Annotated in this window: 17 protein-coding genes and 2 pseudogenes; 12 read left to right on the top strand and 7 right to left on the bottom strand. The window is 72.0% G+C overall.

Features of this window, described 5'->3' with window-relative positions:
* Positions 1–369: 369 nt before the first annotated feature.
* Complete coding sequence (locus PV963_RS09855) at positions 370–1,011, top strand: transglycosylase family protein (RefSeq protein ID WP_274815272.1); 642 nt, start codon at positions 370–372, stop codon at positions 1,009–1,011.
* A gap of 69 nt (positions 1,012–1,080) precedes the next feature.
* On the opposite strand, the gene PV963_RS09850 is transcribed toward PV963_RS09855, so the two are convergent.
* From PV963_RS09850 to PV963_RS09835, 3 genes and pseudogenes are all read right to left on the bottom strand, one after another.
* The gene (locus PV963_RS09850) at positions 1,081–1,722 is read right to left on the bottom strand and encodes an ABC transporter ATP-binding protein (RefSeq protein WP_274815271.1); all 642 of its coding nucleotides are present in this window, start codon (positions 1,720–1,722) and stop codon (positions 1,081–1,083) included.
* Positions 1,719–4,639: pseudogene (locus PV963_RS43595) on the bottom strand (ABC transporter permease subunit). Before PV963_RS43595 ends, PV963_RS09850 begins: the two are co-directional and overlap by 4 nt.
* Positions 4,640–4,648: 9 nt before the next feature.
* On the bottom strand, positions 4,649–5,137 hold the full coding sequence (locus PV963_RS09835; protein WP_274815269.1) for a hypothetical protein: 489 nt from the start codon (positions 5,135–5,137) through the stop codon (positions 4,649–4,651).
* 143 nt (positions 5,138–5,280) lie between these two features.
* Here PV963_RS09835 and PV963_RS09830 point away from each other — a divergent pair, with 143 nt between their 5' ends.
* From PV963_RS09830 to PV963_RS09820, 3 genes are read left to right on the top strand one after another with little or no spacing between them, the layout of a single operon-like run.
* The gene (locus PV963_RS09830; protein ID WP_274815268.1) at positions 5,281–5,844 is read left to right on the top strand and encodes a hypothetical protein; all 564 of its coding nucleotides are present in this window, start codon (positions 5,281–5,283) and stop codon (positions 5,842–5,844) included.
* A complete protein-coding gene (locus PV963_RS09825) occupies positions 5,819–7,105 on the top strand; it encodes an ABC transporter substrate-binding protein (protein WP_274815267.1) in 1,287 nt (428 codons plus the stop codon). The genes PV963_RS09830 and PV963_RS09825 overlap by 26 nt, the downstream gene beginning before the upstream one ends.
* Before the next feature lie 39 nt (positions 7,106–7,144).
* Positions 7,145–8,185 carry a YafY family protein gene (locus tag PV963_RS09820; protein ID WP_342456377.1) on the top strand — a complete coding sequence of 347 codons (1,041 nt, stop codon included), beginning with the start codon at positions 7,145–7,147 and terminating at the stop codon, positions 8,183–8,185.
* Positions 8,186–8,228: 43 nt separating this feature from the next.
* On the opposite strand, the pseudogene ctaD reads toward PV963_RS09820, so the two are convergent.
* A pseudogene (ctaD, locus tag PV963_RS09815) lies at positions 8,229–9,755 on the bottom strand (cytochrome c oxidase subunit I); the annotation flags it as partial.
* A 431-nt stretch (positions 9,756–10,186) separates the two neighbouring features.
* On the opposite strand from ctaD, the gene PV963_RS09810 reads away from it, so the two are divergent.
* A complete protein-coding gene (locus PV963_RS09810) occupies positions 10,187–10,402 on the top strand; it encodes an I78 family peptidase inhibitor (protein WP_086604522.1) in 216 nt (71 codons plus the stop codon).
* 101 nt (positions 10,403–10,503) lie between these two features.
* Here the strand turns inward: PV963_RS09810 and PV963_RS09805 are convergent, their stop codons facing one another.
* Together PV963_RS09805 and PV963_RS09800 are read right to left on the bottom strand one after the other, a co-directional pair.
* Positions 10,504–11,493 carry a phosphatase PAP2 family protein gene (locus tag PV963_RS09805; protein ID WP_274815265.1) on the bottom strand — a complete coding sequence of 330 codons (990 nt, stop codon included), beginning with the start codon at positions 11,491–11,493 and terminating at the stop codon, positions 10,504–10,506.
* A 227-nt stretch (positions 11,494–11,720) separates the two neighbouring features.
* Positions 11,721–12,917 carry a hypothetical protein gene (locus PV963_RS09800; RefSeq protein ID WP_274815264.1) on the bottom strand — a complete coding sequence of 399 codons (1,197 nt, stop codon included), beginning with the start codon at positions 12,915–12,917 and terminating at the stop codon, positions 11,721–11,723.
* Positions 12,918–13,180: 263 nt separating this feature from the next.
* Here PV963_RS09800 and PV963_RS09795 point away from each other — a divergent pair, with 263 nt between their 5' ends.
* Positions 13,181–14,782 carry an MFS transporter gene (locus PV963_RS09795; protein WP_274815263.1) on the top strand — a complete coding sequence of 534 codons (1,602 nt, stop codon included), beginning with the start codon at positions 13,181–13,183 and terminating at the stop codon, positions 14,780–14,782.
* Between the two features lie 427 nt (positions 14,783–15,209).
* Positions 15,210–16,400: an acyl-CoA dehydrogenase family protein gene (locus tag PV963_RS09790; protein ID WP_274815262.1), complete on the top strand. Its 1,191-nt coding sequence runs from the start codon at positions 15,210–15,212 to the stop codon at positions 16,398–16,400.
* A gap of 52 nt (positions 16,401–16,452) precedes the next feature.
* On the opposite strand, the gene PV963_RS09785 is transcribed toward PV963_RS09790, so the two are convergent.
* Entirely contained in the window at positions 16,453–16,890 is a 438-nt protein-coding gene (locus PV963_RS09785; protein WP_184982151.1) for a cell division protein SepF, read from the bottom strand.
* 289 nt (positions 16,891–17,179) lie between these two features.
* Here PV963_RS09785 and PV963_RS09780 point away from each other — a divergent pair, with 289 nt between their 5' ends.
* The 5 genes from PV963_RS09780 (at position 17,180) to PV963_RS09760 (ending at position 25,966) form a co-directional block, all read left to right on the top strand.
* A complete protein-coding gene (locus PV963_RS09780; protein ID WP_274815261.1) occupies positions 17,180–18,400 on the top strand; it encodes a DUF5685 family protein in 1,221 nt (406 codons plus the stop codon).
* 262 nt (positions 18,401–18,662) lie between these two features.
* Positions 18,663–19,568 carry a S1 family peptidase gene (locus tag PV963_RS09775; RefSeq protein WP_274815260.1) on the top strand — a complete coding sequence of 302 codons (906 nt, stop codon included), beginning with the start codon at positions 18,663–18,665 and terminating at the stop codon, positions 19,566–19,568.
* 401 nt (positions 19,569–19,969) lie between these two features.
* Positions 19,970–21,052, top strand: a complete 1,083-nt coding sequence (locus tag PV963_RS09770; RefSeq protein WP_274815259.1) for a S1 family peptidase — start codon at positions 19,970–19,972, stop codon at positions 21,050–21,052.
* A gap of 499 nt (positions 21,053–21,551) precedes the next feature.
* Positions 21,552–24,986, top strand: coding sequence for a DNA polymerase III subunit alpha (locus tag PV963_RS09765; RefSeq protein ID WP_274815258.1), 3,435 nt, complete (start codon positions 21,552–21,554; stop codon positions 24,984–24,986).
* Positions 24,983–25,966 carry a DNA polymerase Y family protein gene (locus PV963_RS09760; protein ID WP_274815257.1) on the top strand — a complete coding sequence of 328 codons (984 nt, stop codon included), beginning with the start codon at positions 24,983–24,985 and terminating at the stop codon, positions 25,964–25,966. The genes PV963_RS09765 and PV963_RS09760 overlap by 4 nt, the downstream gene beginning before the upstream one ends.
* The last annotated feature ends 6 nt before the right edge of the window (positions 25,967–25,972 follow it).

Genomic DNA, 25,972 nt, shown 5'->3' with positions numbered 1-25,972 from the left:
ACTCACCGTCAAGTCACCGTTCTGTAAAGGAGGTTGAGGGGGTGAGGTGGCTCACAGGACGTCAGGCGGGATGGTCGATATATCACGAAATCAAGGAATGAAGTGGGTGTCCGGAAATAGTCGTTACCTGGGGTATCGGGGAACTGGCCTGGCATGACGGGCAACCGGTTGATGACGGCCGGTCAACCTCCTTAGATTCCTCGGCCGTGTGCAGCGAGCACCGCTCGGGTACGTCCGCCGGCCGCGTGATTCTCCGGAACCACGCGCAGCACCACACCGGCGGACGGGGCGAGCGCGACCCACGCGCCCCATGGCGCGGGGAGTGGCGTTCCGCCTTGGGGGACCCCGAGTGCTTCGAGAGGGAACTACATGTCCGAATGTGCCGATACCACTCGCGACAACGCTCGGAAGAACCAGGTTCGTACGACGGCGGTCCTCGCCGGGGCGGCACTGCTCGCGCCCCTCGGACTGCTCGCCGCGACCGGAAACGCCGCGGCGGCTGACAGCGGAGTGTGGGACCGCATCGCCCAGTGCGAGAGCGGCGGCAACTGGCACATCAACACCGGCAACGGCTACTACGGCGGACTCCAGTTCGCCGCCTCCACCTGGCGCGCCTACGGCGGCACGGCCTACGCGCCCACCGCCGACCAGGCGAGCAAGTCCCAGCAGATCGCCGTCGCCACCAAGGTCCAGCGCGCCCAGGGCTGGGGCGCCTGGCCGACCTGCTCGGCACGCGCCGGGGCCGGCGGCGGCGCACCCGCGGCGTCCGCGGCCGACCCGGTCACCTCCGCCAAGCCCGCTCCGGCGAAGCCCTCGAAGACGCCGGCGCGTTCCACGGCACACCCCGACCGCGGCTCCTCCCGCGGCGACTACACCGTCCGCGAGGGCGACACCCTGAGCGGCGTCGCCGCCCGGCACGGGACCACCTGGCAGCACCTCTACGCCGCCAACAAGGCCGCCATCGGCGGCGATCCCGACGTGATCGTGCCCGGCCAGCGCCTCGAACTCTGACCTCTCCCCCTCGCCGGGACACGCGGGCCCCGTCCGGCCGGCCGGACGGGGCCTCGGCGTGTCTGAGGCTCACTGTCCGAGCTCGCTCGCCTCCCCGGCGAACACGACGGCCCCGCGGCGCAGTTCGTACACCAGGACCGGCCGGTCCCGCAGGGCGGGCGGCAGACGCTGCTCGGCGACCACCACGCACGCGTCGAGCGCGCTCAGCAGCCCGTAGGTGCGGGCCGCGACCGAGGACGACATGCCCTGGGCCGGCTCGTCGACGAGCACCACGCGCGCGCGTGCCAGCAGCGCCCGGGACAGGGCGAGCATGCGCTGCTCCCCGCCGGAGAGGGTGCCGGCCCGCCGCTCCAGCAGGGGGCGCAGCTGCGGATAGGCGTCGAGGGCCGGGCCGTGGTCCGGGGCGGCGAGTTCGAGGTTCTCGCGCACGGTGAGCGAGCCGAACACGGCTTGCCGCTCCGGCACCAGGCACAGCCCGCGCCGGGCCCGCTCGTACGCCGGTACGCGGGTCACGTCGGCGCCGTCCCACACCACGGCGCCGCCCGACAGGGGCACCGTTCCGGCCAGGGCGCGCAGGGCGGTGCTGCGGCCGGAGCCGTTGCGGCCCAGCAGCACGGTCAGACCCGGGCCCGGGGCGGCGAGGGTGACGCCGTGCAGGGCCTCCAGCGGGCCGTAGCGCACGCGCGCGTGGCGCAGGGAGACGACGGTCATCGCCCGGCCGCCGTTCCCAGGGCGTCCAGGACGCGCTCGGGCGGGCCGGAGGCGACGATCCGGCCAGCCGTCATCACATGCACGACGTCGGCGAGGCCCGCGACCAGGTCCAGGTCGTGCTCGACGACGAGCAGGGCCGTGCCGTCGGCGGCCAGGGCCTTCAGGACCCGGGCGAGAGCGGCCACTTCGGTGGTGTCGAGGCCGGCGGCGGGCTCGTCGAGCAGCAGGACGCGCGGGGCGCCGGCGAGGGCCCGGGCCAGTTCGACGCGGCGCAGCGTCCCCGTGGGCAGCCCGGCGGCGGGCAGCGCCCGCACCGGCCCGTCGAGACCGAGCAGCCTGAGTGTCCGCTCCACGGCGCCCGGGTCGGTCACCCGGCCCTGTTCGGCGCCCACCCGGACGTTCTCGGCCACGGTCAGCGACGGGAAGACGGCCAGTTGCTGGAAGGTCCGCGCGACACCGAGCCGGGTGCGGGCGTGCGCGGGCAGGGCGGTGATGTCCCGCCCGCCGAGGCGCACCGACCCGCGCGCGGGCCGCAGTGTCCCGGCCAGACAGTGGAACAGGGTGCTCTTTCCGGCTCCGTTGGGGCCCACGACCGCGGTGATCCGCCCGGGGGAGAGGTCCAGGTCGACCCCGTCGAGGGCGGTGAAGCCGCCGTAGTGGGCGTGCAGGCGGCGGGCGGTGAGGACGGGGGAGGCTGTGGTGGCCGGGCCGGTGGATGGTCGGGGCGCCCCCGGCGGCGCTGCCGCACGCGGCGGGGCGCCCGGGACGGGCTCGGCGGCGGTGCGCGCTGCCGTGGCGGCTTGGGGGCCGACGGACGGCTGCCGCCCGGGCGTGCCGTGTCGGGTGAGCCGTGGCGGTCCGCCGGGGCGGGCCCGTGCGTCCCGTCCGCCGAGGCGACCGGCGGGCGTTGGGAGGCCGGGCCCGAGGGGCCGCGCTCCGTGCCCCCCTCGCCGCTTCGGGGCTCGCGTCGTCCGGCCGCCCCCGTGCCTTCCGCCCCCCGCATCACGCCGGTCGCCGTCGCCCCCGTCGGCACGGGCGCCCTCCGGGCCGCCCGCGGCTCCGCCGGGCGCAGCAGCCCGCGGGCCCGGGCTCCCACCGGTGTGAGGGCCGGTGCGCCGCGGCGCAGGCGCAGGCGTTCCGCCGCTGTCCGCAGGGCCTCGTACGGGCCGCCGGGGAAGCGGCCCACGAGGACCGCCAGGACGCCGATCAGGGCGGCTGCCACGCCACCGCGCGTGCCCGCGTCCAGGCCGACCAGGAGGGCCGCGGCGGCGAGGGCGCCGAGGGTGCTGTCGGCGCCCAGCACCACGACCGCCGCGAACCACAGCAGACCGCGCACCGGGTCGTAGGCGGCGGGGTCGAAGGCACGCAGGCCCATGCCGAGCATGCCGCCGCCCAGTGCGGCGAGCGCGGCGCCCGCGACGAAGGCGAGCAGCTTGAGGGACGGCACCGGGACGCCCGCCGCCTGCGCCCCCGCCTCGTGGTCCCGCATGGCCGCGAGGGCCCGGCCCGTCCGCCCCCGGCGCAGCCCGTGCGCCGCCAGCAACGCCACCGCCAGCAGGAGCAGTTCCAGGACGTAGTACGCGCGGTCCCCTTCGAAACCCGCCGGGCGGCCCAGCGACAGGCCCGCCGTGGCGTACGGCTGGGCGAAGACGAAGCGGCTCACGCCCACGCCGACGGCGAACGTCGCCAGCGCCAGCGCCAGGCCCCGGCGGCCGATCGCCGGCCAGCCCGTGAGCAGGCCGAGCGGTGCCACCAGGACGACCGCCACCGCGAGGGCCGCCAGCTCCGGCATGTCCGGCAGGCCCGGGAAGCGGCCCGCCGCCAGCAGCGCGGTGAACAGGGCGCCCAGACCCGCGTACGCCGCCTGCCCCAGCGAGATCTGGCCGCCGCGGCCGGTGACCACGACCAAGGACAGCAGGACGACGGCCAGCGCCGGCACCTGGATCGAGGTGTGCAGGTCCCGGCCCGCCAGACCCAGCGGCAGCAGGAACAGCACGGCCGCCACGAGCCACGCGCCGGGCGGTGTCGGAACCCGGGCGGTGGCGGTGCGCGGCAGCGCGTCACGCGTGCCCACACCCGGCAGGACCAGGGCCGCGACGAGCAGGGCGACGACGAACAGGTTCGTGCCGGCCGCCTGGAGCAGCGGCGCGCCCCACCCGGACGGGTGCAGCCGCGTGAGCTGGCTCTGCGCCACACCGACGCCCAGCGCCACCCCCACCGCGACCGGCAGGCTCCGCATCCGCGCGGCCACCGCGACCGCCACGACCTCCATCACCAGCAGCGGCAGCCCGTACGGGTCCAGACGCACGTACGGTGCCAGCAGTACGCCGGTCAGGCCCGCCGTGAAGGAGCCGAACGCCCAGCCCGCCGCCGCGACCCGGTCCGCGTCGATGCCGCCCAGCACGGCGAGCTGCCGGTCGTCGACCACGGCCCGCAGCTCCCGCCCGAACCGCGTCCAGCGGACGACCGCCGCGACCCCGGCGGCCAGCACCAGCACCACCGCCAGCTGCCCCCACGGCTCGTCCGGCACCAGCTCCGGCGCGTCGTCCCGTGCTCCCTGCCCCCACAGCAGCGCCGCACCGCCCACGAGCAGCACGAACACCCCGATGGACGCCACCAGCGTCTGCGCCGGGTCACCGCCGAGAACCGCCAGGGGCCGGAAGACGAACCGTTCCAGTACGACACCCAGCCCCGGCGCCAGCACCAGCAGTGTCACCGCGGCCCCGAGCCACAGCGGCCAGCCCCACTCGACCACGCACTGCCGCAGCGCGTAGGCGCACACCATCGCGATCGCGCCGTGCGCGAAGTTCAGCACCCCGGTCGCCCGGTACGTCACGATCAGGCCGATCCCGGTCAGCGCCGCCGCGCTGCCGACCGCCAGGCCGGCCAGGGTGAGGTCGTACGTCAGGGAGGACATCGGCCGGGCTCAGTCGGTCTCTTCGGCGGGCTCGCAGATCGGGCACGGGCCCAGCTCGCCGCTCGTCACCAGCTTGGAGTCCACCGGAACCGCCTCCGCCTTCCCCGCGACCAGCGGGCAGTCCGCGCGGTGCCACAGCGTGCCGCCGGGCACCATCCGCAGCTCGCCGCTGACCGCGAGGGGGGCGAGGGCGGCCTGCCCGGTCTCGGCGGCCGGCTGACCGGCATCGTCGGGCCCGGCCGCGACCAGCAGGCCGTACAGCTCCTCCACGCGCGCGGCGGCGATCGAGCTCCGCCCGTGGGCCAGCAGCACCGCCCCGGAGATGATCAGCGCAGCGCCGGGGACCGTGCAGGAGGCCAGGTAGGGCAGCTGCCGTTCGGCGAAGCGCTCCCCGGAGACGCCGTACCAGCCGACGACGCACAGCACCGCGCCGGCGGCCAGCGCCACCCAGCCGGCCCAGAGGACGGGATGCACGGTCCGCAGTCGGCTTGTCCGCATCGCTGGCTCCCACACGTCGGTTGTCCGGGCACGCGCCTGGCCGCCTGTTCAAGTCCGCCGATCGCTTGCACTATGCCCCTTGGAAGCTGACCCTGAAAGCACCGGGCGCACATGGCCCGGACCGACACCCGGTGGTGAGCCAGATGGTTCTCGGCAGCGACCTCAGGCGGGGGAACGCGACACGGGGCCCACGAGCCGCGGGACGGGGTACGGCGATCACGGCCGCCCTGGTCCTGGCCCTCGCCCCGGCCCTCGCGGCATGTGGCGACGACAATGGCGGGGGCGGCGAGGCCACGCCGCCCCAACCGACCGTGGATCGGACCGCGACCGCACCGGCCAGCGCGCCGGCGGACCGTGCCGCGGCCGAGCGGGAGATCAGGCAGAACTGGGAGAAGTTCTTCGATCCGAAGACCTCGACGCAGGACAAGCAGGCCCTCCTGGAGAACGGCGACCGGATGGGCCCCGTCCTTGAGGCCTTCAGCGGTGACGAACGCGGCAGGCAGGTCCAGGCGAAGGTCACCAAGATCGAGTTCACCTCGGCGACCGAGGCGGACGTGACCTACACGCTCACCCTGAAGGGCGCCACCGCCCTGCCGGACGCCTCCGGTACGGCCGTCGAGCAGGACGGCACCTGGAAGGTGTCCGCCAAGGCGCTGTGCGCGCTGGTGCAACTGAGCGGCAATGCGTCGCCGGTCCCGGGCTGCTGAAGCCCTCGCCGCGGTGCTGCTGCTCGCCCTGAGCGCGGCCTGCGGCAGCCGGCTCCCGGAGAGCGACTTCGAGCACGACGACCGCACCCCCGCGCCCCGCGACGCCGCGCCCTTGCGGGTCGGCATCATCGCCAGCGCCACCAGCCCGGTCGGCGGCGCCGCCTTCACCGGCCCGCGCGACGGTGCCAAGGCGTGGTTCGACCGGCTCAACGCGCGCGGGGGCATAGACGGCCGCCGCGTTCAGGTGCGCCTGTGCGACGACGGCGGCAGCGGCGTCGGCAACAACGAGTGCGTGCACCGCCTGGTCGAGGAGGACAAGGTGGTCGCCCTGGTCGCCACCACCGCCCTGGACTACGCGGGCGCCTCCCGCGTCTCACGCGCGCGCGTGCCCGACATCGGAGGCCAGCCCATCGGCAGCGCCTACGACACCTACCCGCACCTCTACGGCATCTACGGCAGCCGCGCGCCGCGCGACGGCACCACCGGCTGGGACGGCAAGCTCTACGGCGGCACCGAGGTCTACCGCTACTTCGCACGCGAGCACGGCGCCCGGACCGCCGCCGTCGTCTCCTACAACCAGTCCGCGTCCGCCGCCTACGCCCGGCTCGTCGAACGGGGCCTGCGCGCCGAGGGCTACAAGGTCGTCACCGAGCAGGTCGACTTCGCCCTGCCCAACTTCCGCGCCGTCGCCGCCGACCTGAAGGAACAGGGCGCCGACCTCGTCTTCGACGCCATCGACAGCCACGGCAACGCCCGGCTGTGCCAGGCCATGGACGAGGTCGGCGCCGACGTCACCGCCAAGGTGACCAACGTGCAGAACTGGACGTCCACCGTCGCCGACGCCTACAAGGACGCCCCGCGCTGCCGCAACGCCCTCTGGGCGACCGGCTCCAGCCGCAACTACGACGACACCGGCCACCCGGCCGTACGGGAGTTCCGCGAGGCGACGAAGGACCTGAAGACGCACTCGCAGTGGCAACTGGAGGGCTGGGCGGCCGCCCGGTGGTTCACGGACGCCGCCAAGTCCTGCGCGAGGACGGGCATCACGCCCGCGTGCGTCGACGCCTACATGAACCGCAGCGACGGATACACCGCGGGCGGACTGCTCCTGCCCGTCGGGTTCGAGCGGCGCGCCGAGCCGCCGAGGACCAGCCGGACCTGCCTGTCGGTGGCCCGCTGGCGGGACGGCAAGGGCTGGGTGGCCCAGGGGGACATGAACCGCACCTGCTTCGACGTCCCCCAACTGGCCTACGAGCCTTGAGGACAGCGGCTGTCCGCGAGGGCTGGCAGACTCGCCCCCATGTTGGAGACCTCGGCACGCCTGCTGCGCCTGCTGTCCCTGCTCCAGGCCCACCGCGAGTGGTCCGGCCCCGACCTGGCGCAGCGGCTCGGCGTCAGTGCCCGCACCCTGCGCCGGGACGTGGACCGGCTGCGCGAACTCGGCTACCCGGTCAACGCCAGCCCCGGCACGGGCGGCGGCTACCAGCTGGGCGCGGGCGCCGAGCTGCCGCCGCTGCTCCTGGACGACGACGAGGCCGTCGCCGTGGCGATCGGGCTGCGCACGGCGGCCGGGCAGGGCATCGAGGGCATCGGCGAGACCTCGGTACGGGCCCTGGCCAAACTGGAACAGGTGCTGCCCGACCGGCTGCGCCGCCGCGTGGGCGCCCTCAACGCCTTCACCGTGCCGATGCTGCGCGGCCCCCTGCCCGACGCCGTCGACCCGGCCGTGCTGACGGAGCTCGCCCACCTCTGCCGGGACGCCGAGCGCCTGCGCTTCGAGTACCGCGGCCACGACGGCACCACGAGCCGCCGCAGTGTCGAACCACACCGCCTGGTGTGCACCGAGCGCCGCTGGTACCTGGTCGCCTGGGACCTTGACCGGGCGGACTGGCGCACGTTCCGCGTGGACCGCATCACGCCCAGGCCACCGCACGGCCCGCACTTCCAGCCGCGCGAGTCGCCCGCCGAGGACCTCGCCGCCTACGTCTCCCAGGGCGTCTCCACACGCGTGTACGCCACCCACGCCGTCGTGCGGCTCCTGGCGCCCCTGGAGGAGGCCGCCGCGCACATCTCGCCCAGCGCCGGGGTGCTGGAGGCGGAGGGCCCGGACAGCTGCCTGCTGCGCTGCGGCGCCGGGAGCCTCGACGTGATGGTGATCCACGTGATGATGCTGGGCTTCGAGTTCGAGGTGCTCGAACCCGACGGGCTGATCGAGGCGATCAAGAGGACTCGCGACCGGCTTGATGGGGCTTTGGCTCGGGCTGCGCAGTCACCGCCGCGTACTGCGGATGGTGCAGGTCGAACGCCGGCGACTCCGACCGGATCCGGGGCAGCGTCGTGAAGTTGTGCCGGGGCGGCGGGCACGAGGTCGCCCACTCCAGGGAACGGCCGTAGCCCCAGGGGTCGTCGGCCTCGACCTTCTCGCCGTACTTGGCGGTCTTCCACACGTTGTAGAGGAACGGCAGCGTCGACATGCCGAGCAGGAACGCGCCGATCGTCGAGACGGTGTTGAGCGCCGTGAACCCGTCCGCGGCGAGGTAGTCCGCGTACCGGCGGGGCATGCCCTCGGCGCCCAGCCAGTGCTGCACCAGGAACGTGGTGTGGAAGCCGACGAAGAGCGTCCAGAACTGGATCTTGCCGAGCCGCTCGTCGAGCATCTTCCCGGTGAACTTCGGCCACCAGAAGTAGAAGCCGGCGAAGATCGCGAAGACGACGGTGCCGAAGACGACGTAGTGGAAGTGCGCCACGACGAAGTACGTGTCCGTCACGTGGAAGTCCAGCGGCGGCGACGCCAGGATCACCCCGGTCAGCCCGCCGAGCAGGAACGTCACCAGGAAGCCCGTCGCCCACAGCATCGGCGTCTCGAAGGACAGCGAGCCCTTGATCATGGTGCCGATCCAGTTGAAGAACTTCACACCGGTCGGCACCGCGATCAGGAAGGTCATGAAGGAGAAGAACGGCAGCAGTACCGCGCCCGTGGCGAACATGTGGTGCGCCCACACCACCACCGACAGGCCGGTGATCGCCATCGTCGCGCCGACCAGCGTCAGATAGCCGAACATCGGCTTGCGGCTGAAGACCGGGATGATCTCCGTGACGATGCCGAAGAACGGCAGCGCGATGATGTACACCTCGGGGTGCCCGAAGAACCAGAACAGGTGCTGCCACAGGATCGCCCCACCGTTGGTCGCGTCGAAGATGTGCGAGCCGAACCGCCGGTCCGACTCCAGGCACAGCAGCGCCGCCGCGAGCACCGGGAACGCCATGAGGATCAGGATCGAGGTGAACAGGGTGTTCCAGGTGAAGATCGGCATCCGGAACATCGTCATGCCCGGGGCGCGCATCCCGATGATGGTCGTGACGAAATTGACCGCGCCGAGGATCGTGCCGAAGCCGGCGAGCGCCAGCCCCATGATCCACAGGTCGGCGCCGATGCCCGGCGAGCGTTCGGCGCTGTTCAGCGGGGCGTAGGCGAACCAGCCGAAGTCCGCCGGGCCCGACGGCACCAGCAGCGAGCCCAGCACGATCAGCCCGCCGAACAGGAACAGCCAGTACGAGAGCATGTTCAGCCGTGGGAAGGCGACGTCGGGCGCGCCGATCTGCAACGGCATCAGCTCGTTCGCGAAGCCCGCGAAGGTCGGCGTCGCGAACAGCAGCAGCATGATCGTGCCGTGCAGCGTGAACGCCTGATTGAACTGCTCGTTGGTGATGATCTGCAGTCCGGGGCGGGCCAGCTCGGCGCGCATCAGCAGCGCCATCACTCCGGCGATCAGGAAGAACACGAAGGACGTGATCAGGTAGAGGTGACCGATCTTCTTGTGGTCCGTCGTGGTCAGCCAGTCGAGCACCACCTGCCCGTGCTTCCTCCTCGGCACGGGCCGCGTCGTCGCCTGTACGGTCTGCGTCCCCATCGCTCGCTCGCCCCTTCGCTCATCGCGTGCCGGGCCCGCCGAAGCCCGCGCCACACGTCACCCGCGAGCTCACGCCATGATGCTCGCGTCACCGAGCGCTCCGACAGGGGGCGTACCGGCCTCTGCGTGCCGAAGCCATGCATTTCCTGTGCGGCGGCGGCTGAGCCGGCCCGGTGCGGCGCCGGAATGGAATGGGGCCCCCAGGTCACTTCTCCCGGAACTCTCCGCCGGGCTTTTCCATGGGCCCATGTGACACGCGGAAATTGCGATCGAATGCCTGCGGAAGGCCTAGGAAACCGCTCGTCCGTGTGACGGACAGCATCCGAAACACCTGTCGTGATCTTGTGACAGAAGCGTGACAGGGGAAGGACAGAGGCAAGGGTTACCGGCCCGGACTTCCGTGGTCGCCGGGCACGACATAGCGTGGCGGCATGGCACCGATTCCGACACCTTCCGCGGAACCCGACGACAGCCCGGACACCTATGTCGGCCTGGAGGCCGGCCGGGCCGAACACCTCGCGCGTGAGCGCGGCTGGTCGACGGTGCGCTCGCTGCCGCCGGGGGCGATCATCACGATGGAGTACCGCGTGGGCCGACTGAACTTCGAGGTGAAGGGCGGCCGGGTGGCGCGGGCCTGGAAGGGCTGAGACACCGCGAAGGCCCCGGTTCCGCTGAGGAACCGGGGCCTTCGCCGTGCGGGACGGGGTGTGCGCACCGCCTCCCGCCGTCCGTCCTGGTCAGCCGCCCGTCAGGGGCGGGCCGAGGAGGCCGAGCCGCGGGGGTGCCGCTCCGTGTGCGGCGGGCGGCGGCTGCCCGCGGGAGTGATCGGCGTGCGCTCCGAGCGGGCTGTGTGCGGTCCCGGCGCCAGGTAGACCGGGGCCCGGGGCGAGCGGGCCGCGACGTCCTCCCGGTCGGCGGGCAGCGGCGTGACCACCACGGGCGGCGCGCTGACCGGGGCGGCAGTCGACGCCGTACGGCTCCGACGGGCCCGCCAGCGGTCGCGCAGGTCGAAGATCCCGGCCTCGGAACGGGCGATCAGCGGCTCGAACCACGGCAGGGCGAGCAGGATCAGCAGACCAGCGGCCCAGCCCAGCAGCACATCGCTCAGCCAGTGCGTACCGAGGTAGACGGTGGCCATCCCGACACCGAGCGAGGTCACCGCGGACACGGCGGACAGCCAGCGGCGCGCTCTCGGGGTGGAGGCCATGTAGGCCAGGATTCCCCAGGTCACCACGGCGTTGGCGGTGTGACCGCTCGGAAATATATCGCCGCCGCGCCACATCTCGTTCGAGCCGATCACGGTCGCGTAGTGCGGGCCCAGCCGGCCCATGCCGTACTTGGCGGCGCCGACCGTGATGTTCAGCAGGAGCAGCGAGACGCCGAGGGCGAGCAGCGGGCGCAGGGTGTGCTGCCGCCAGGAGCGCCAGCCCAGCCAGGCCGCGACCATCACCGCGGTCGGACCGCGCTGGCCGAGCACCACGTAGTAGTCGACGAACCAGTGGATCTCCGACCACTGCTGGTACGGCCGGAAGAACATGACCTGCCAGTCGAGCCGGACAAGCCAGGACGTGATGATCACGGCCCACACGATCGCGCCGTAGAAGGCCAGGGTCGCCGCGAGGAGCACGACGCGGTGCCTGCTCATCTTCGGCACATCGATGTGGGCCGGTCGTTCCGGCTCACGGTCCAGCCGGGCGAACACCCGGTCCAGACGGGTGAGCTTCGGTTCGGTACGCACCCAATCGACGTTACAGCGAGTGAGCTCGGATCCCCGTCGAATCAACGGCTTTGTGATGACGATGTGATGTGGGATTCCTCTCAGGAGGAGGTTTATTTCCAGCGAATCCGTAATCGCCGGGGCCTGCGGCCTTCAATTCCTTTGATCATTCCGGATGGCGGTTTTATTGCGCTTTTGAATTCGTTCACCGGAGCATCGTGCGCAATTCTCCCGGCGCTCACAGCGGGTCAGGGCGGACCCGAGCCGTTCAGCCAGAACGCCCCGTACACCGCCGAGGCGACCGCCACCGGCCCGAGCACCAGCGCTGACCTGCGCATACGCAGCCGGGTCAAGGCCAGGGCGAGGGGCAGCAGCAGCGGGAAGGCGGGCATCAGCAGACGCGGTTTCGAGCCGAAGTAGCTCGACGCGCACAGGGCGAGCGCGGTGACGACTCCGGTGTAGACCAGCAGCGGGAGCGGCTGGCGCTGACGTACGCCGACCAGATACAGCCAAACGACTGACACGACCCCGGCGATCAGCCCGGCACCGGCCAGGGCCGAGGGGAACGACGTGAACTTTTCGGCTACGAACCGGGCGAAGGCGTACCCCCCGTCGAACCCGTTGCGCCATCCCGCCTGGACGTCGAGATAGCCGAGCGGACCCTTGCCGGTGCGGTGGCCGACCCACAGCACGTATCCCGCGGTGCCGAGCGGAGCGAGCAGCATGCCGAGGACACGGCGGGTGCGCGGGCCGGGGCCGTCGGCGTCGCTCGCTCGCCGCTCCCGTGCGGAAGGACCCGCGCGCCGCTCCCGTGCGAAGGAGGCGATGCCCGCCACCCACACGGCGGCCACCACCGCCACCCCCACCGGGCGGGTCAGCCCAGCCAGCAGGGCCAGCGTGCCCGCGGTCACCCAGCGGCCGGTCAGAACCGCGTACAGCGACCACGCGGCGAGCGCCGTGAACAGCGACTCGCTGTACGCCATCGACTGCACGATCCCGACCGGGAGCACCGCCCACAGCAGCACCGCGCACACCCCGGCCCGGCGTCCGTACACCTGGTCCGCGACCGCGAAGACCCCCCAGGCCGCGGCGAGGGAGGCGAACAGGCTGACGAGGAAACCGCCGTCCGCGTACGACAGCGGGGACACCGCCGCCGCCAGCCGCTCCAGCCAGGGCAGCAGCGGGAAGAACGCGAGGTTGGAGTGCACGTCCCCGTTCGCCAGACGCACCTCGTAGCCGTAACCGAGTTCGGCGACCCTGGTGTACCAGAGCGCGTCCCAGCGAGCGGTCAGCAGCGTGTACGCGCTCTTGTCGCGCGCCGCGCTCCACAAGGCCAGGGCGAGGAGGCCCAGGGCGCGGACGGCCGCGTACCCGAGGAGCGCCGGGGCCGCCCGGCGCAGCGCCCCGGCGCGGGACGGGGCCGCGCGCGTCTCAAGATCGGTCACGGGCCCGATTATCGACCCGGGCCGGAACCGGCCGGCCGCCCGGGGCGTGGACGACGGTGGAGGGAGTGGCGTACGTCATATCTTTCCGCCGGACGGGTGAGAGGTCCGCCACTCGGCTCCCGCACGGACTCGCGTACCCTGACGTGTCACTCGCTTTTCGTTTGCGCGGGCCGGAGACCACCGCTCCTCTCCGGCCGAGTCGCGGGGGCGTCCCCCACCCCGTGAGCCCGCCGATCGCGAGGGAACATCTGGGAGGTACGTACATGTCCGGGACGACCACGGCCGCTGCGCTGCGCCGTCGGGCGGCCGGGGCCGGTGCCAACCGCTGGGTGGTTCTCGTCGTCCTCTGCGTCAGCCTGCTGCTGGTCGCCGTCGACGCCACCGTGCTGCACGTGGCGGTCCCCGCTATCACCGAGGACCTGAAGCCCGGCGGGATAGAGCTGCTCTGGATCGTCGACGTCTACCCGCTGGTCTGCGCCTCGCTGCTGATCCTGTTCGGCACGCTGGGCGACCGCGTCGGCCGCAGAAGGGTCCTGCTCCTCGGGTACGCGCTGTTCGGCGTCGCCTCCGGTCTGGCGGCCCTGGCGGACAACGCCCAGGTACTGATCGTGGCGCGGGCGCTGCTCGGCGTGGGCGGCGCGATGATCATGCCGGCGACCCTGTCGATCCTGCGGCAGGTCTTCCCGGACCGGCGCGAGCGGGCGCTCGCGATCGGCATCTGGAGCGCCGTCGCCGCGGTGGGCGCGGCGGTCGGACCGCTGCTCGGCGGCTTCCTGCTGGAGCACTTCTGGTGGGGCTCGGTGTTCCTCGTCAACATCCCGTTGATGCTGGTCAGTCTCCCGGTCGGGCGACTGCTGCTGCCCGAGTCCAAGGGCGACGGCGAGGGGCCCTGGGACGTGGTCGGCGCGCTGATGGCGGCCATCGGGCTGTTCGGGGTGGTGCTGGGCGTCAAGCGGCTCGGCGGCGGGGAGTCGGTGGGGAGCCTGCTGACCGTGCCGCCGCTGGTCGTGGGCGCCGTGCTGCTGGCCGCCTTCGTACGGCGGCAGCGGCGGCGGGCGCAGCCGCTGGTCGACCTCAAGATGTTCGCGCGGCCGGCGTTCAGCACGTCCGTCGGGTGCATCGTGCTGGCGATGCTCGCGCTGGTCGGTCTCGAACTGATCGCCGCGCAGTATCTCCAGCTGGTGCTCGGGCTGTCGCCGCTGGAGACGGGGCTGCGGCTGCTGCCGCTGACGTTCGCCGCGATGGCGGCCGGGCTGGCCGGGGCGCGGATGCTGCGGCGGTTCGGGCCGCGGTGGATGGTGTGCTTCGGGTTCTGTCTGACGGCGTTCGCGGTGGTACTGCTGACGGCGCTGGGCCGGACGGACGACTGCGCGCTGATGCTGACCGGGTTCGTGCTGCTGGGCTTCGGGCTGGAGACGACGCTGTTCGGGGCGTACGAGTCGATGCTGAGCGAGGCGCCGCAGGAGCAGGCGGGAGGCGCGGCGGCGATCGGGGAGACGTCGTACCAGCTGGGGGCGGGAATCGGGATCGCACTGCTCGGCACGGTGATGAACGCGGCGTACGCGCCCGGGCTGTCGGACGTGCCGGGCGTTCCTGCGTCGGCGTCCGCCTCGGCGGGACATTCGCTGGGGGAGGCGTACGAGGTTGCTGCGCAGCTGGGCGGGACGGCGGGTGTTGCTCTGCGGCATGCCGCCCGGGACGCGTTCGTGCACGGGCTGCATGTGACGTTGCTGGTGAGTGCGGGGTTGTTGCTGCTCGGGGCGGTGATGGCGTTGCGGTTGCCGCGGGTCATGCAGTGTGAGGGCGCTGGTGCGGTGGAGTTGCCCGCACCCAGGGACGCTGCGGAGTCGCGCGTCTCGGTGTGACGCCCTTTGCCCACCCACGCGCCACCCGTATCTGCCGGTCGAGGGGTGGAGGTCGCCTGTGGGGGTGGGGCGCCGTTGGCGGCTTGCGGTGGTCGGGGCGGCGGTAAGGGCTGTTTTGACGGGCGCGGCGGGCGGCCACGGGCTGCCGTAACGCGGAGCGGCTGCCGCCGGGCTGTGCGCGTAGCGGGCGGATGCCCGCGCTGCGCCGGGAGCAGTCGCCTACCTCCGCCGACGTCATCGGACGCCGTCTGCGATGGCATCGGCTGGACGCGGTTGCTTGCTGGGGGCGGCTGAGGGCGGGGCGGCTGGAGCTGTGGCGACTGGTTCGCCCGCGTCGGCGCGAGGCAGCTACGGGTGGTGCGTGGGTGGGCGGGCACCGTAGCGTCTTGGCTAGCGGTGCTAGTTAAAGAGTTTCGGAGGGTCCCCCATGTCCGAGTCGTCCAAGCTTCCTCCCTTCGACCCCGCCGACCCCCTCGGCCTCGACGACCTCCTGGAGCCGGAGGATCTCGGGATCAGGGACACCGTGCGGGCCTGGGCCGCGGACCGGGTGCTGCCGTACGTCGCCGAGTGGTACGAGAAGGGCGAGCTGCCCGGGATCCGGGAACTGGCCCGGGAGCTGGGGAGCATCGGTGCCCTCGGGATGTCCCTGGAGGGCTACGGCTGCGCCGGCGCGTCCGCCGTGCAGTACGGGCTCGCCTGCCTGGAGCTGGAGGCCGCCGACTCCGGGATCCGGTCCCTCGTCTCCGTGCAGGGCTCCCTCGCCATGTACGCCATCCACCGGTTCGGCAGTGAGGCACAGAAGCAGCAGTGGCTGCCCCGGATGGCCTCCGGCGAGGTCATCGGCTGCTTCGGGCTGACCGAGCCCGACCACGGATCCGACCCGGCCTCCATGCGGACGTACGCCAAGCGCGACGGCACCGACTGGATCCTCAACGGCCGCAAGATGTGGATCACCAACGGATCGGTCGCCGGCGTCGCCGTCGTGTGGGCGCGGACCGAGGACGGGATCCGCGGATTCGCCGTGCCGACGGACAGCGCCGGGTTCTCCGCCCCCGAGATCAAGCACAAGTGGTCCCTCAGGGCCTCCGTCACCAGCGAACTCGTCCTCGACGACGTACGGCTGCCCGCCGACGCCGTACTGCCGGAGGTCACCGGCCTGCGCGGACCGCTCAGCTGTCTGTCGCACGCCCGGTACGGAATCGTCTGGGGTGCCATGGGCGCGGCCCGCAGCAGTTTCGAGGCCGCGGTCGACTACGCGAAGTCGCGGGAGCAGTTCGGGCGGCCCATCGGCGGCTTCCAGCTCACCCAGGCCAAACTCGCCGACATGGCGGTCGAACTGCACAAGGGAATTCTGCTCGCCCATCATCTGGGGCGGCGTATGGACGCCGGCCGCCTGCGTCCCGAGCAGGTCAGCTTCGGCAAGCTCAACAACGTACGAGAAGCGATCGAGATCTGCCGCACGGCCCGCACCATTCTCGGGGCCAACGGGATCTCGCTCGAATACCCCGTGATGCGGCACGCGACCAACCTCGAGTCGGTGCTCACCTACGAGGGCACCGTCGAGATGCACCAGCTCGTGCTGGGCAAGGCGCTCACCGGGCTCGACGCCTTCCGGTAGACCCCGTCCGGTGAACCCTGCGCGGGTGGCAGGGCCGGTGAGCGGCCCTGCCTCAGCTCTGGTTGAAGAAGCCGTCCGTGCGGTGTGCGGCCGGGTCGCCGTTCACGATCTCCGTGTTGGCGGGGGTCAGCAGGAACACGCGGGTCGACACCCGCTCGATCGAACCGCGCAGGCCGAAGATCAGCCCGGCCGCGAAGTCGACCACGCGCTTGGCGTCGGCAGCGTCCATGGCCGTGAGGTTCATGATGACCGGCACGCCCTCGCGGAACAGCTCGCCGATGGCGCGCGCGTCCCGGAAGCTGTCCGGGGTCACCGTGCCGATGCGGCGCCCCTTCTCCTCGGCGACGTCCGAGGCCACCTTGACGCGCGGATCGGTGACCCAGGCATCCCCGGGCTCGGTCCCGTCGGAGTAGTCGTCGTCGTAGTAACGCTCGTCTTCGTTGTCGTCGACGAGGCCAAGCCAGGCACTTGCCTTGCGTACCGATCCCATGGACGCCTCCTCTCACAGCGGTCTTTCTTGCTTTCCGCATCCCTATGGTCGTCCATGATGCGGATGGCGCGCCAAGTGGATAGACGCCGCACGGGGGGTTTGTGACGGTACTGGTGCACAGCGAATCCGTCGAGAGTCCGTGTTTCCCAAGGGTCTTGCGGTAAACGGCTGCTGACTGTGAGTGAAATATGATTCTTCGCGGCGTACGGGTGATGAGCGGTGCGTACGGGTGAACGCGATGGCCGATACCATGCGGCGCCAAACGTCGTACGGAGCACGGGGGGATGTCGTGTTCGGAATGGTCAGGCCCTGTCGGCACCGGCTCGGTGAGAGCCTCACGGCCCAGTGGATGGCGCATTTGTGTGGGCTGTGTCTCGCATTGCGCGGGGACCACGGGCAGCTCGCGCGCATCGTGACGAACTATGACGGGCTTCTCGTCTCCGTGTTGACGGAAGCTCAGGTGGAGCGGACGCCCGGCACGTCGAGTGGTGTGGGGCGGCGTACGGCGGGGCCGTGTCCGCTGCGCGGGATGCGCACCGCGTCCGTCGCGCACGGTGAGGGAGCGCGGCTCGCGGCGGCCGTGTCGCTGGTGCTCGCCTCCGCCAAGGTGCGCGACCACGTGGCCGACGGTGACGGACTGCTGGCCCGCGCGCCGGTCGCGCGCGCCGCGCGCCGGGTCGCCGCGGGCTGGGACCGCGCCGGGGCGCGCACCGGCTCCGCCGTCGGGTTCGACACGGCCCTCCTGGTCGACGCCGTGGACCGGCAGGGCGGCATCGAGGCGCTCGCCGGGCCCGGCACGCCGATCCTCACGGTCACCGAACCGACCGAGACCGCGACCGCCGCCGCCTTCGCGCACACGGCGGTCCTCGCCGGCCGGCCGCACAACGCCGGGCCGCTCGCCGAGGCCGGACGGCTCTTCGGACGGCTGGCCCACTTGCTGGACGCCGTGGAGGACCTGCACGCTGACGCCGCGTCAGGCGCCTGGAACCCGATCGCCGCGACCGGCACCTCCCTCGCGGAGGCCCGGCGGCTCGCCGACGACGCGGTGCACGGGGTGCGGCTCGCGCTGCGCGAGGCCGAGTTCACCGACGCGAAGCTCGTGCATCTGCTGCTCGTGCACGAACTGCGGCGCTCGGTGGACCGGGCGTTCGGCACGGTGCCGGTGTGCGCGTCACACCAGGGCGGACCGTACGGGCAGCAGCCGCCTCAGGGTCCGTACGCCCAGGGGCCGCACGGGGCTCCGCAGAACCCGTACGCGGGCGGTGGCGGAAACCCGTACGCCGGTGAGGGAGGAGGGTACGGCGGCGGTGGTTTCGGTGGCGGCGCGCCGGTGCCCCAGCCGCCCCGGGGCCGGCGCGGGTTCTGGGCGGGCTGCGGGATGTTCTGGCTGCTGTGCTGCACCTGCAAGCTGTGCTGCGCAAAGGAGTACGAGGGGCCGTGGTCCCGGAAGAAGCGCGAGGGCTGCTGCCGGGATTGCGAGTGCGACGGGTGCGACTGCTGCTGCCCCTGAGGTGGCTGACCCGTCCCGTATTCATCGCACGCTGCCGCCTGCCGGAGCGCGCTCGCCCGCCCTTTCGCGGCTTCCTGACAGCCCTTCAAAAGGGCGCGGCCGAAAGGCCCTCTTGCGCCTACCGTCCGTTCGGCCGAATACTCCCACCAGCGCTTGTCAGGGGCACGGCGGGTTCGGAATCCGAACCCGCCGGTCCCGGACTGCGCCTCACGGGCCCAAAACCCCACGAGGGCCCCCTACTTCCTTTGTGGAGGAACGAGAAGTGAGGATCAAGCGCACCACCCCCCGCAGCGGCATTTCGAGACGGACACGGCTGATCGCCGTTTCCACCGGCCTCGTCGCCGCCGCCGCGATCGCGATCCCCAGCGCGAACGCGTCCGACACCCCCGCCACCTTCAGCGCCACCGAGCTCAAGAGCGCCAGCGGCTCGATCCTGAAGGCCGACATCCCGGGCACCGCCTGGGCCGTCGACAGCAAGACCAACCGCGTGCTCGTGACCGTCGACAGCACGGTCACCCAGGCCGAGATAGCGAAGATCAAGCAGCAGGCCGGCGCCAACGCCGACGCGCTCACGATCAAGCGCACCCCCGGCAAGTTCAACAAGCTGATCCAGGGCGGCGACGCCATCTATGCGAGTAGCTGGCGCTGCTCCCTCGGCTTCAACGTCCGCAACAGCAGCGGCACCCAGTTCTTCCTGACCGCCGGTCACTGCACCGACGGCGCGGGCACCTGGTACTCCAACTCCGGCCGCACCACGGTCATCGGCTCGACCACCGGGTCCAGCTTCCCGGGCAACGACTACGGCATCGTGCGGTACTCCGGGTCCGTCAGCAGGCCCGGCACCGCGAACGGCGTGGACATCACCCGGGCGGCCACGCCGAGCGTGGGCACCACCGTCATCCGCGACGGCTCCACCACCGGTACGCACAGCGGTCGTGTCACCGCCCTCAACGCGACCGTCAACTACGGTGGCGGCGACATCGTCTCCGGCCTGATCCAGACCAACGTCTGCGCCGAGCCCGGCGACTCCGGCGGCTCGCTCTACGGCAGCAACGGCACGGCGTACGGTCTGACCTCCGGTGGCAGTGGCAACTGCTCCTCCGGTGGTACGACGTTCTTCCAGCCCGTCACGGAGGCCCTGAGCGCCTACGGGGTCAGCGTGTACTAGGCCGGTCGGTCCCGGTCGGTAGCAGGCTGAGTTCTGTACCCCCGCACGCATTGCGTGCGGGGGTTTCCCCTTTTCGGTGGGGTTGTTGTCTTTTCGCTGAAGTTGTCGTGGGCTGACCGGGCAGGCGATTTTCAGCCACGGCCAGACGTCACAGAGTGGGCACACATTACTCACGCGTAATGTTTGCAGTGTGAACGCGCGTGAAGCGCGTGTGAGTTGGGTCCGATTTGACCGTGGACGGTCAAAATGGGAGGGCGTGCGATCCGCAATCTACGCGCGTCCTGAACTCGACCTTGTGTGCTCCCCGTTGTCCTCGGAATAGTGGGCGCTCGTCAACAAAGCCTTCCGGTTCGCGAGGTCCCCACAACCTCTCGGGCCGACCCCCCACAGGAGGACGCGAGTTGAAGCACCGACGCATACCCAAGCGACGTGCAGCCGTGGCAGGTGCGGGTATCGCCGCACTGGTCGCCGCGGGAGTCACCTTCCAGACTGCGAACGCGAGTGAGACCCCGGAGGCCTCCGCGCCCCAGACCTTGTCGGTCGCGGCGGCCGGAAAGCTCGCCTCGACGCTGGCCGAGGACCTGGGCGCCGACGCGGCGGGCACGTACTACGACACGAAGAGCAAGAACCTCGTGGTGAACGTGCTCGACGAGGCTGCGGCCGAGGCCGTCGAGAAGGCCGGAGCCAAGGCGAGAGTCGTGGCGAACTCCCTAGCCGAACTGAAGAGCGCCCGCGGCACGCTGAAGCAGGACGCGACGATTCCGGGCACCGCATGGGTGACCGACCCGACCACCAACAAGATCGTCGTCACCGCCGACCGTACGGTGTCCAAGGCCGAGTGGGCCAAGCTGACGAAGGTCGTCGACGGGCTCGGCGCGAAGGCCGAACTCAAGCGGACGAAGGGCGAGTACAAGCCCTTCATCGCCGGTGGCGACGCGATCACCGGTGGCAGTGGCCGCTGCTCGCTCGGCTTCAACGTGGTCAAGGGCGGCGAGCCGTTCTTCCTGACCGCCGGGCACTGCACCGAGGGCATCTCGACGTGGTCGGACTCCAGCGGCAAGGAGATCGGCACCAACGCGGACTCCAGCTTCCCGGGTGACGACTACGGGCTGGTCAAGTACACCGCGGATGTGGCTCACCCGAGCGAGGTGAACCTCTACAACGGCTCGACGCAGAAGATCACGGGTGCCGCCGAGGCGACGGTCGGCATGGAGGTCACGCGGAGCGGTTCGACGACGCAGGTGCACGACGGGAAGGTCACGGGGCTGGACGCCACCGTGAACTACGGCAACGGCGACATCGTGAACGGTCTGATCCAGACCGACGTGTGCGCGGAGCCCGGTGACAGTGGTGGCTCGCTCTTCTCGGGCAGCAACGCGATCGGGCTGACGTCCGGTGGTAGCGGTGACTGCACGTCCGGTGGGGAGACGTTCTTCCAGCCTGTGACGGAGGCGCTGTCGGCTACCGGGACCGAGATCGGCTGAGTTCCGGGTTCCGGGTTTGTGAAGTCCCGTGAAGTCCCGCCCCTTGTGTGAGGGGCGGGACTTTCGCGTGTGCCTCCGGCGGTTGGGCGGGGTGCAGCCTGCCTCCGGCGGTTGGGCGGGGGTGCCTGCGGCGGCCTGTGTGGGTGTGGTGGGGGTGCGTGCCTACGCCTGCGCGGGTGCGGCTCCCCTGTGTGGCGGGTTACGGCGCCCTTCCGTGCGGGCTCCCGTGTGCCGGGTTACGGCGTCTTGTGGCGGGTTGCGGATGCGGTCCCGGTGATCGCGGCTCCCGCCACTGTCCATGCCGCCAGTACCAGGAGTGGCGTGGCCATGGCGTTGTTCTCGCATGCCTCCACGGTCGGGGGCGGTGCGGTGTTTCCGCAGGTGGGACGGGGCCGCACGGATGTCGCACATACATTCGAGAATTGGTCTATGGTGGGGGTGAGGTAGCTGGGAACAGATGTTCGAGAGCCGGTGTGGTTCACGAGTGCGGGAGGTGCGTGTGCCGGGGTTCACGCATCTGCACACCGTCTCCGGATTCTCGTTGCGGTATGGAGCCTCGCACCCGGAACGGCTGGCCGAGCGTGCCTCCGAACGGGGCATGGATGCCCTGGCTCTCACTGATCGCGACACGCTCGCCGGTGCCGTCCGGTTCGCGAAGGCCTGTGCGAAGGCGGGGGTCCGTCCGGTGTTCGGGGCGGATCTGGCGGTGGCGGGAGCGGAGCCCCCTGAGCCCGGGGCCGGGCGGGGGCGGCGCCGGACCCCTGTGCGCGGTGGCGCCTTCGTCGACGAGTCCGCCCCCCGGGTGACCTTTCTCGCCCGGGACGGTGCCCGTGGGTGGGCCGGGCTGTGCCGGCTCGTCTCGGCGGTGCATGAGGGGGAGGGGCCGCCCCTGCTGTCCTGGGAGCGCAATCATGCCGAGGGCGTGACCGTGCTGCTCGGGCCTGATTCGGATGTGGGGCGTGCCTTGGCGGCCGGGCGTCCCGACCGCGCGGCGCGGCTGCTCGTGCCCTGGCGGGAGGTCTACGGCGACGCCCTGCGGCTGGAGGCCGTCTGGCATGGCCGGAAAGGTACGGGGCCCGGCTCCCTGCGGCTGGCCGCCCGGACCGTCGGGTTCGCCGCCGAGCAGCGGATCCGGCCCGTGCTCAGCAACGCCGTACGGTACGCCGACCCGGGGCTGGGGCCGGTCGCCGACGTGCTGGACGCCGCGCGCCGGCTGGTGCCCGTCGACCCGACCAAGGAGCTGGACTCCGGCGAGGCCTGGCTCAAGGGCGCGGGGGCCATGCTCGGGGTGGCGGAGCGGATCGTGGAGGCCGCCGGGTTCCGGCGGGACACCGCTCATCGGCTCGTGGAGCAGACCGAGGTCACGGCCGCCGAGTGCCTGGTCGATCCCGAGGACGACCTCGGGATCGGTACCGTCCACTTCCCCGAGCCGCATCTGGTCGGCGCCGACCGCCGTACCGCCCAGCGGACGCTGGCCTCGCGGGCGGCGGCGGGGATGGTGCTGCGCGGGTACGACCGGCGGCGGGAGTACTGGGAGCGTATGCACCACGAGCTGGACATCATCGCCCACCACGGCTTCGCCTCCTACTTCCTGACCGTGGCCCAGGTGGTCGACGACGTGCGGGAGATGGGCATCCGGGTCGCCGCCCGGGGGTCCGGTGCGGGGTCGCTCGTCAACCATCTGCTCGGGATCGCGAACGCCGATCCGATCGAGCACCGGCTGCTGATGGAGCGGTTCCTGTCGAAGGAGCGGGTCGTGCTGCCCGACATCGACATCGACGTGGAGTCCGCGCGCCGGCTGGAGGTCTACCGCGCGATCATCGACCGGTTCGGCACCGAGCGGGTCGCGACGGTCGCGATGCCGGAGACGTATCGCGTGCGGCATGCGATCCGCGACGTGGGGGCGGCGCTGTCCATGGATCCGGCCGAGATCGACCGGGTCGCCAAGTCCTTTCCGCACATCCGGGCGCGGGACGCCCGCGCGGCCCTGGAGGAGCTGCCCGAGCTGCGGGCGCTGGCGGGGGAGAAGGAGAGGTACGGGAGGCTGTGGGAACTGGTCGAGGCGCTGGACGCGCTGCCGCGCGGGGTGGCCATGCACCCGTGCGGGGTGCTGCTGTCCGACGCCTCCCTGCTCGCGCGTACGCCGGTCATGCCGACCAGCGGCGAGGGCTTTCCGATGTCGCAGTTCGACAAGGACGACGTCGAGGACCTCGGGCTGCTGAAGCTGGATGTGCTGGGGGTGCGGATGCAGTCGGCCATGGCGCACGCGGTGGCGGAAGTGGAGCGGGTGTCGGGGGTCAGGGTCGATCTGGACGCGCTGCCGCCGGGGGATCCGGAGACGTACCGGCTGATCCGGTCCACCGAGACGCTCGGCTGCTTCCAGATCGAGTCGCCGGGGCAGCGGGACCTGGTCGGGCGGCTCCAGCCGGCCGGCTTCCACGATCTCGTCGTCGACATCTCGCTGTTCCGGCCCGGGCCGGTCGCCGCCGACATGGTGCGGCCGTTCATCGAGGCGCGGCACGGGCGGGCGCCGATCCGCTGTCCACACCCGGACCTGGAGGAGCCGCTGAAGGAGACGTACGGGGTCGTCGTCTTCCACGAGCAGATCATCGACATCGTCGACATCATGACCGGCTGCGGGCGCGGTGAGGCGGACCGGGTGCGGCGCGGGTTGTCGGATCCGGAGTCGCAGGGGCGGATCAAGGTGTGGTTCGCGCAGCACGCGGCGGCGAACGGATATGACGCGGAAACGATCCAGCGGACCTGGGAGATCGTCGAGGCCTTCGGGTCGTACGGCTTCTGCAAGGCCCACGCGGTCGCCTTCGCCGTGCCGACGTACCAGTCGGCGTGGCTGAAAGCACATCACCCGGCAGCCTTCTACGCGGGGTTGCTCACACACGACCCCGGGATGTATCCGAAGCGGCTGCTGCTGGCGGACGCGCGGCGGCGCGGGGTGCCGGTCCTGCCGTTGGATGTGAACGCGTCGGGCGTCGCACACCGTATCGAACTGGTGTCCGGTAAATGGGGGCTGCGGTTGGCGCTCTCCGATGTGCACGGCATCAGTGAGGCCGAGGCGGCGCGGATCGCCGAGGGGCAGCCGTACGCCTCACTGGTCGACTTCTGGGAGCGGGGCCGGCCCAGTCGTCCGCTGGCCCAGCGGCTCGCGCAGGTGGGGGCGCTGGACGCGTTCGGCGCCAACCGCCGTGATCTGCAACTGCATCTGACCGAACTGCACCGGGGCGCGCGGGGCGCGGGGGGTGGCCAGCTCCCGTTGGCCGGCGGGCGCAAGACGGCCCCGGCCGGGCTGCCCGACCTCACCTCGTCGGAGCGGCTCAGTGCCGAGCTGGGCGTGCTGTCCATGGACGCCTCGCGCAATCTGATGGACGATCACCGGGCGTTCCTCGACGAGCTGGGCGTGGTGTCCGCGCGCCGGCTGCGCGAGGCCCGGCACGGGGAGACGGTGCTGGTCGCGGGCGCCAAGGCGGCCACCCAGACGCCGCCGATCCGGTCCGGCAAGCGGGTCATCTTCTCCACCCTGGACGACGGCACGGGCCTGGTCGACCTCGCCTTCTTCGACGACTCCCACGACGCCTGCGCCCACACCGTCTTCCACTCCTGGCTGCTGCTGGTGCGCGGGGTGGTGCAGCGGCGCGGCCCGCGCAGCCTGAGCGTGGTGGGCGCCGCCGCCTGGAACCTCGCGGAGCTGCTGGAGGTGCGGCAGGAGGAGGGGCTGGAGGGAGTCGCGGCCCGGCTCGCCGGCTCGGAGGGAGCGCCCGCGCCGGCGGGCTCCGCGGCCCAGGATCCGGCGGAGCAGCGCAAGATCCGCCTGCCCACGGGGTACGAGATGCACCCCTGGGCCGATCTGCGTCCCGCGGGCGAAGGGCCCGCGGTGGGAAGAAAGTTGTGGCACCAGAGTCCGGGGAGTGCGGGATGACCATCCTCTGCGTACGTTTCCAGTTGCCTCCGACGCGCGAGGCCGACCTGCCCCGACTGCTCGGGATGCTCGAGGAGTTCACCCCCGTCGTCCAGGCCCTGCCACCGGACGGGGCGCTGGCCGACCTGCGGGGCGCCGAGCGGTACTTCGGGCGGGACGCCGTCGAACTGGCCTCGGTCATCCGGGTGCGCTCGCTCGCGCTGTACGGGGTCGACTGCGTGATCGGTGCCGGGCCCGGGCCGATGCTGGCCCGCGTGGCGCTGCGCGACGCCGTGCCCGGGGTGACGTGCGCGGTGCCCCAGGAACAGGGCGCCATCGCGGAGTTCCTCGCGGACAAGCCCGTCGCCGCGCTGCCCGGCGTGGGCGCCGCGACCGCCCGGACGCTGGGCGACTACGGCCTCGACACCCTCGGCAGGGTCGCCGCGGCGCCGCTGTCCACGCTCCAGCGGCTGGTCGGTGCGAAGGCCGGCCGCGAGCTGCACGAGAAGGCGAACGGCATCGACCGCGGCCGGGTCGTCCCGAACGCCGTCTCCCGGTCCCTCGCCACGGAACGCCCCTTCGGCCGCGACGAACTGGACCCGGACCGCCACCGCCGTGCCCTGCTGTCGGCCGCCGAGGAGATCGGTGCCCGGCTGCGCGCCCTGGAGAAGGTCTGCCGCACGCTCACCCTCACCGTGCGCTACGCCGACCGCTCCGCCACGACCCGCAGCCGCACGCTGACCGAGCCGACCGCGCACTCTCCGGACCTGACCAGGGCCGCGTACGGCATGTATGAGGCGCTCGGCCTGCAACGCGCCCGGGTCCGCGCGATCGCCCTGCGCGCCGAGGGGCTCGACCCCGCCGACCAGGCCTCCCACCAGCTGACCTTCGACCCCGTGGACGAGAAGGTCCGCCGCATCGAGGAGGTCGCGGACCGCGCACGGGCGAAGTTCGGGCCGCGGGCGGTGATGCCCGGGGGACTAGGGGGACTGGCGGCGTAGATCCTT

It is taken from the genome of Streptomyces coeruleorubidus (assembly GCF_028885415.1).
Classification (GTDB): domain Bacteria; phylum Actinomycetota; class Actinomycetes; order Streptomycetales; family Streptomycetaceae; genus Streptomyces; species Streptomyces coeruleorubidus_A.
Note: the sequence above shows the minus strand (reverse complement) of the source record. Positions and strands in the feature narration are given on the sequence as shown.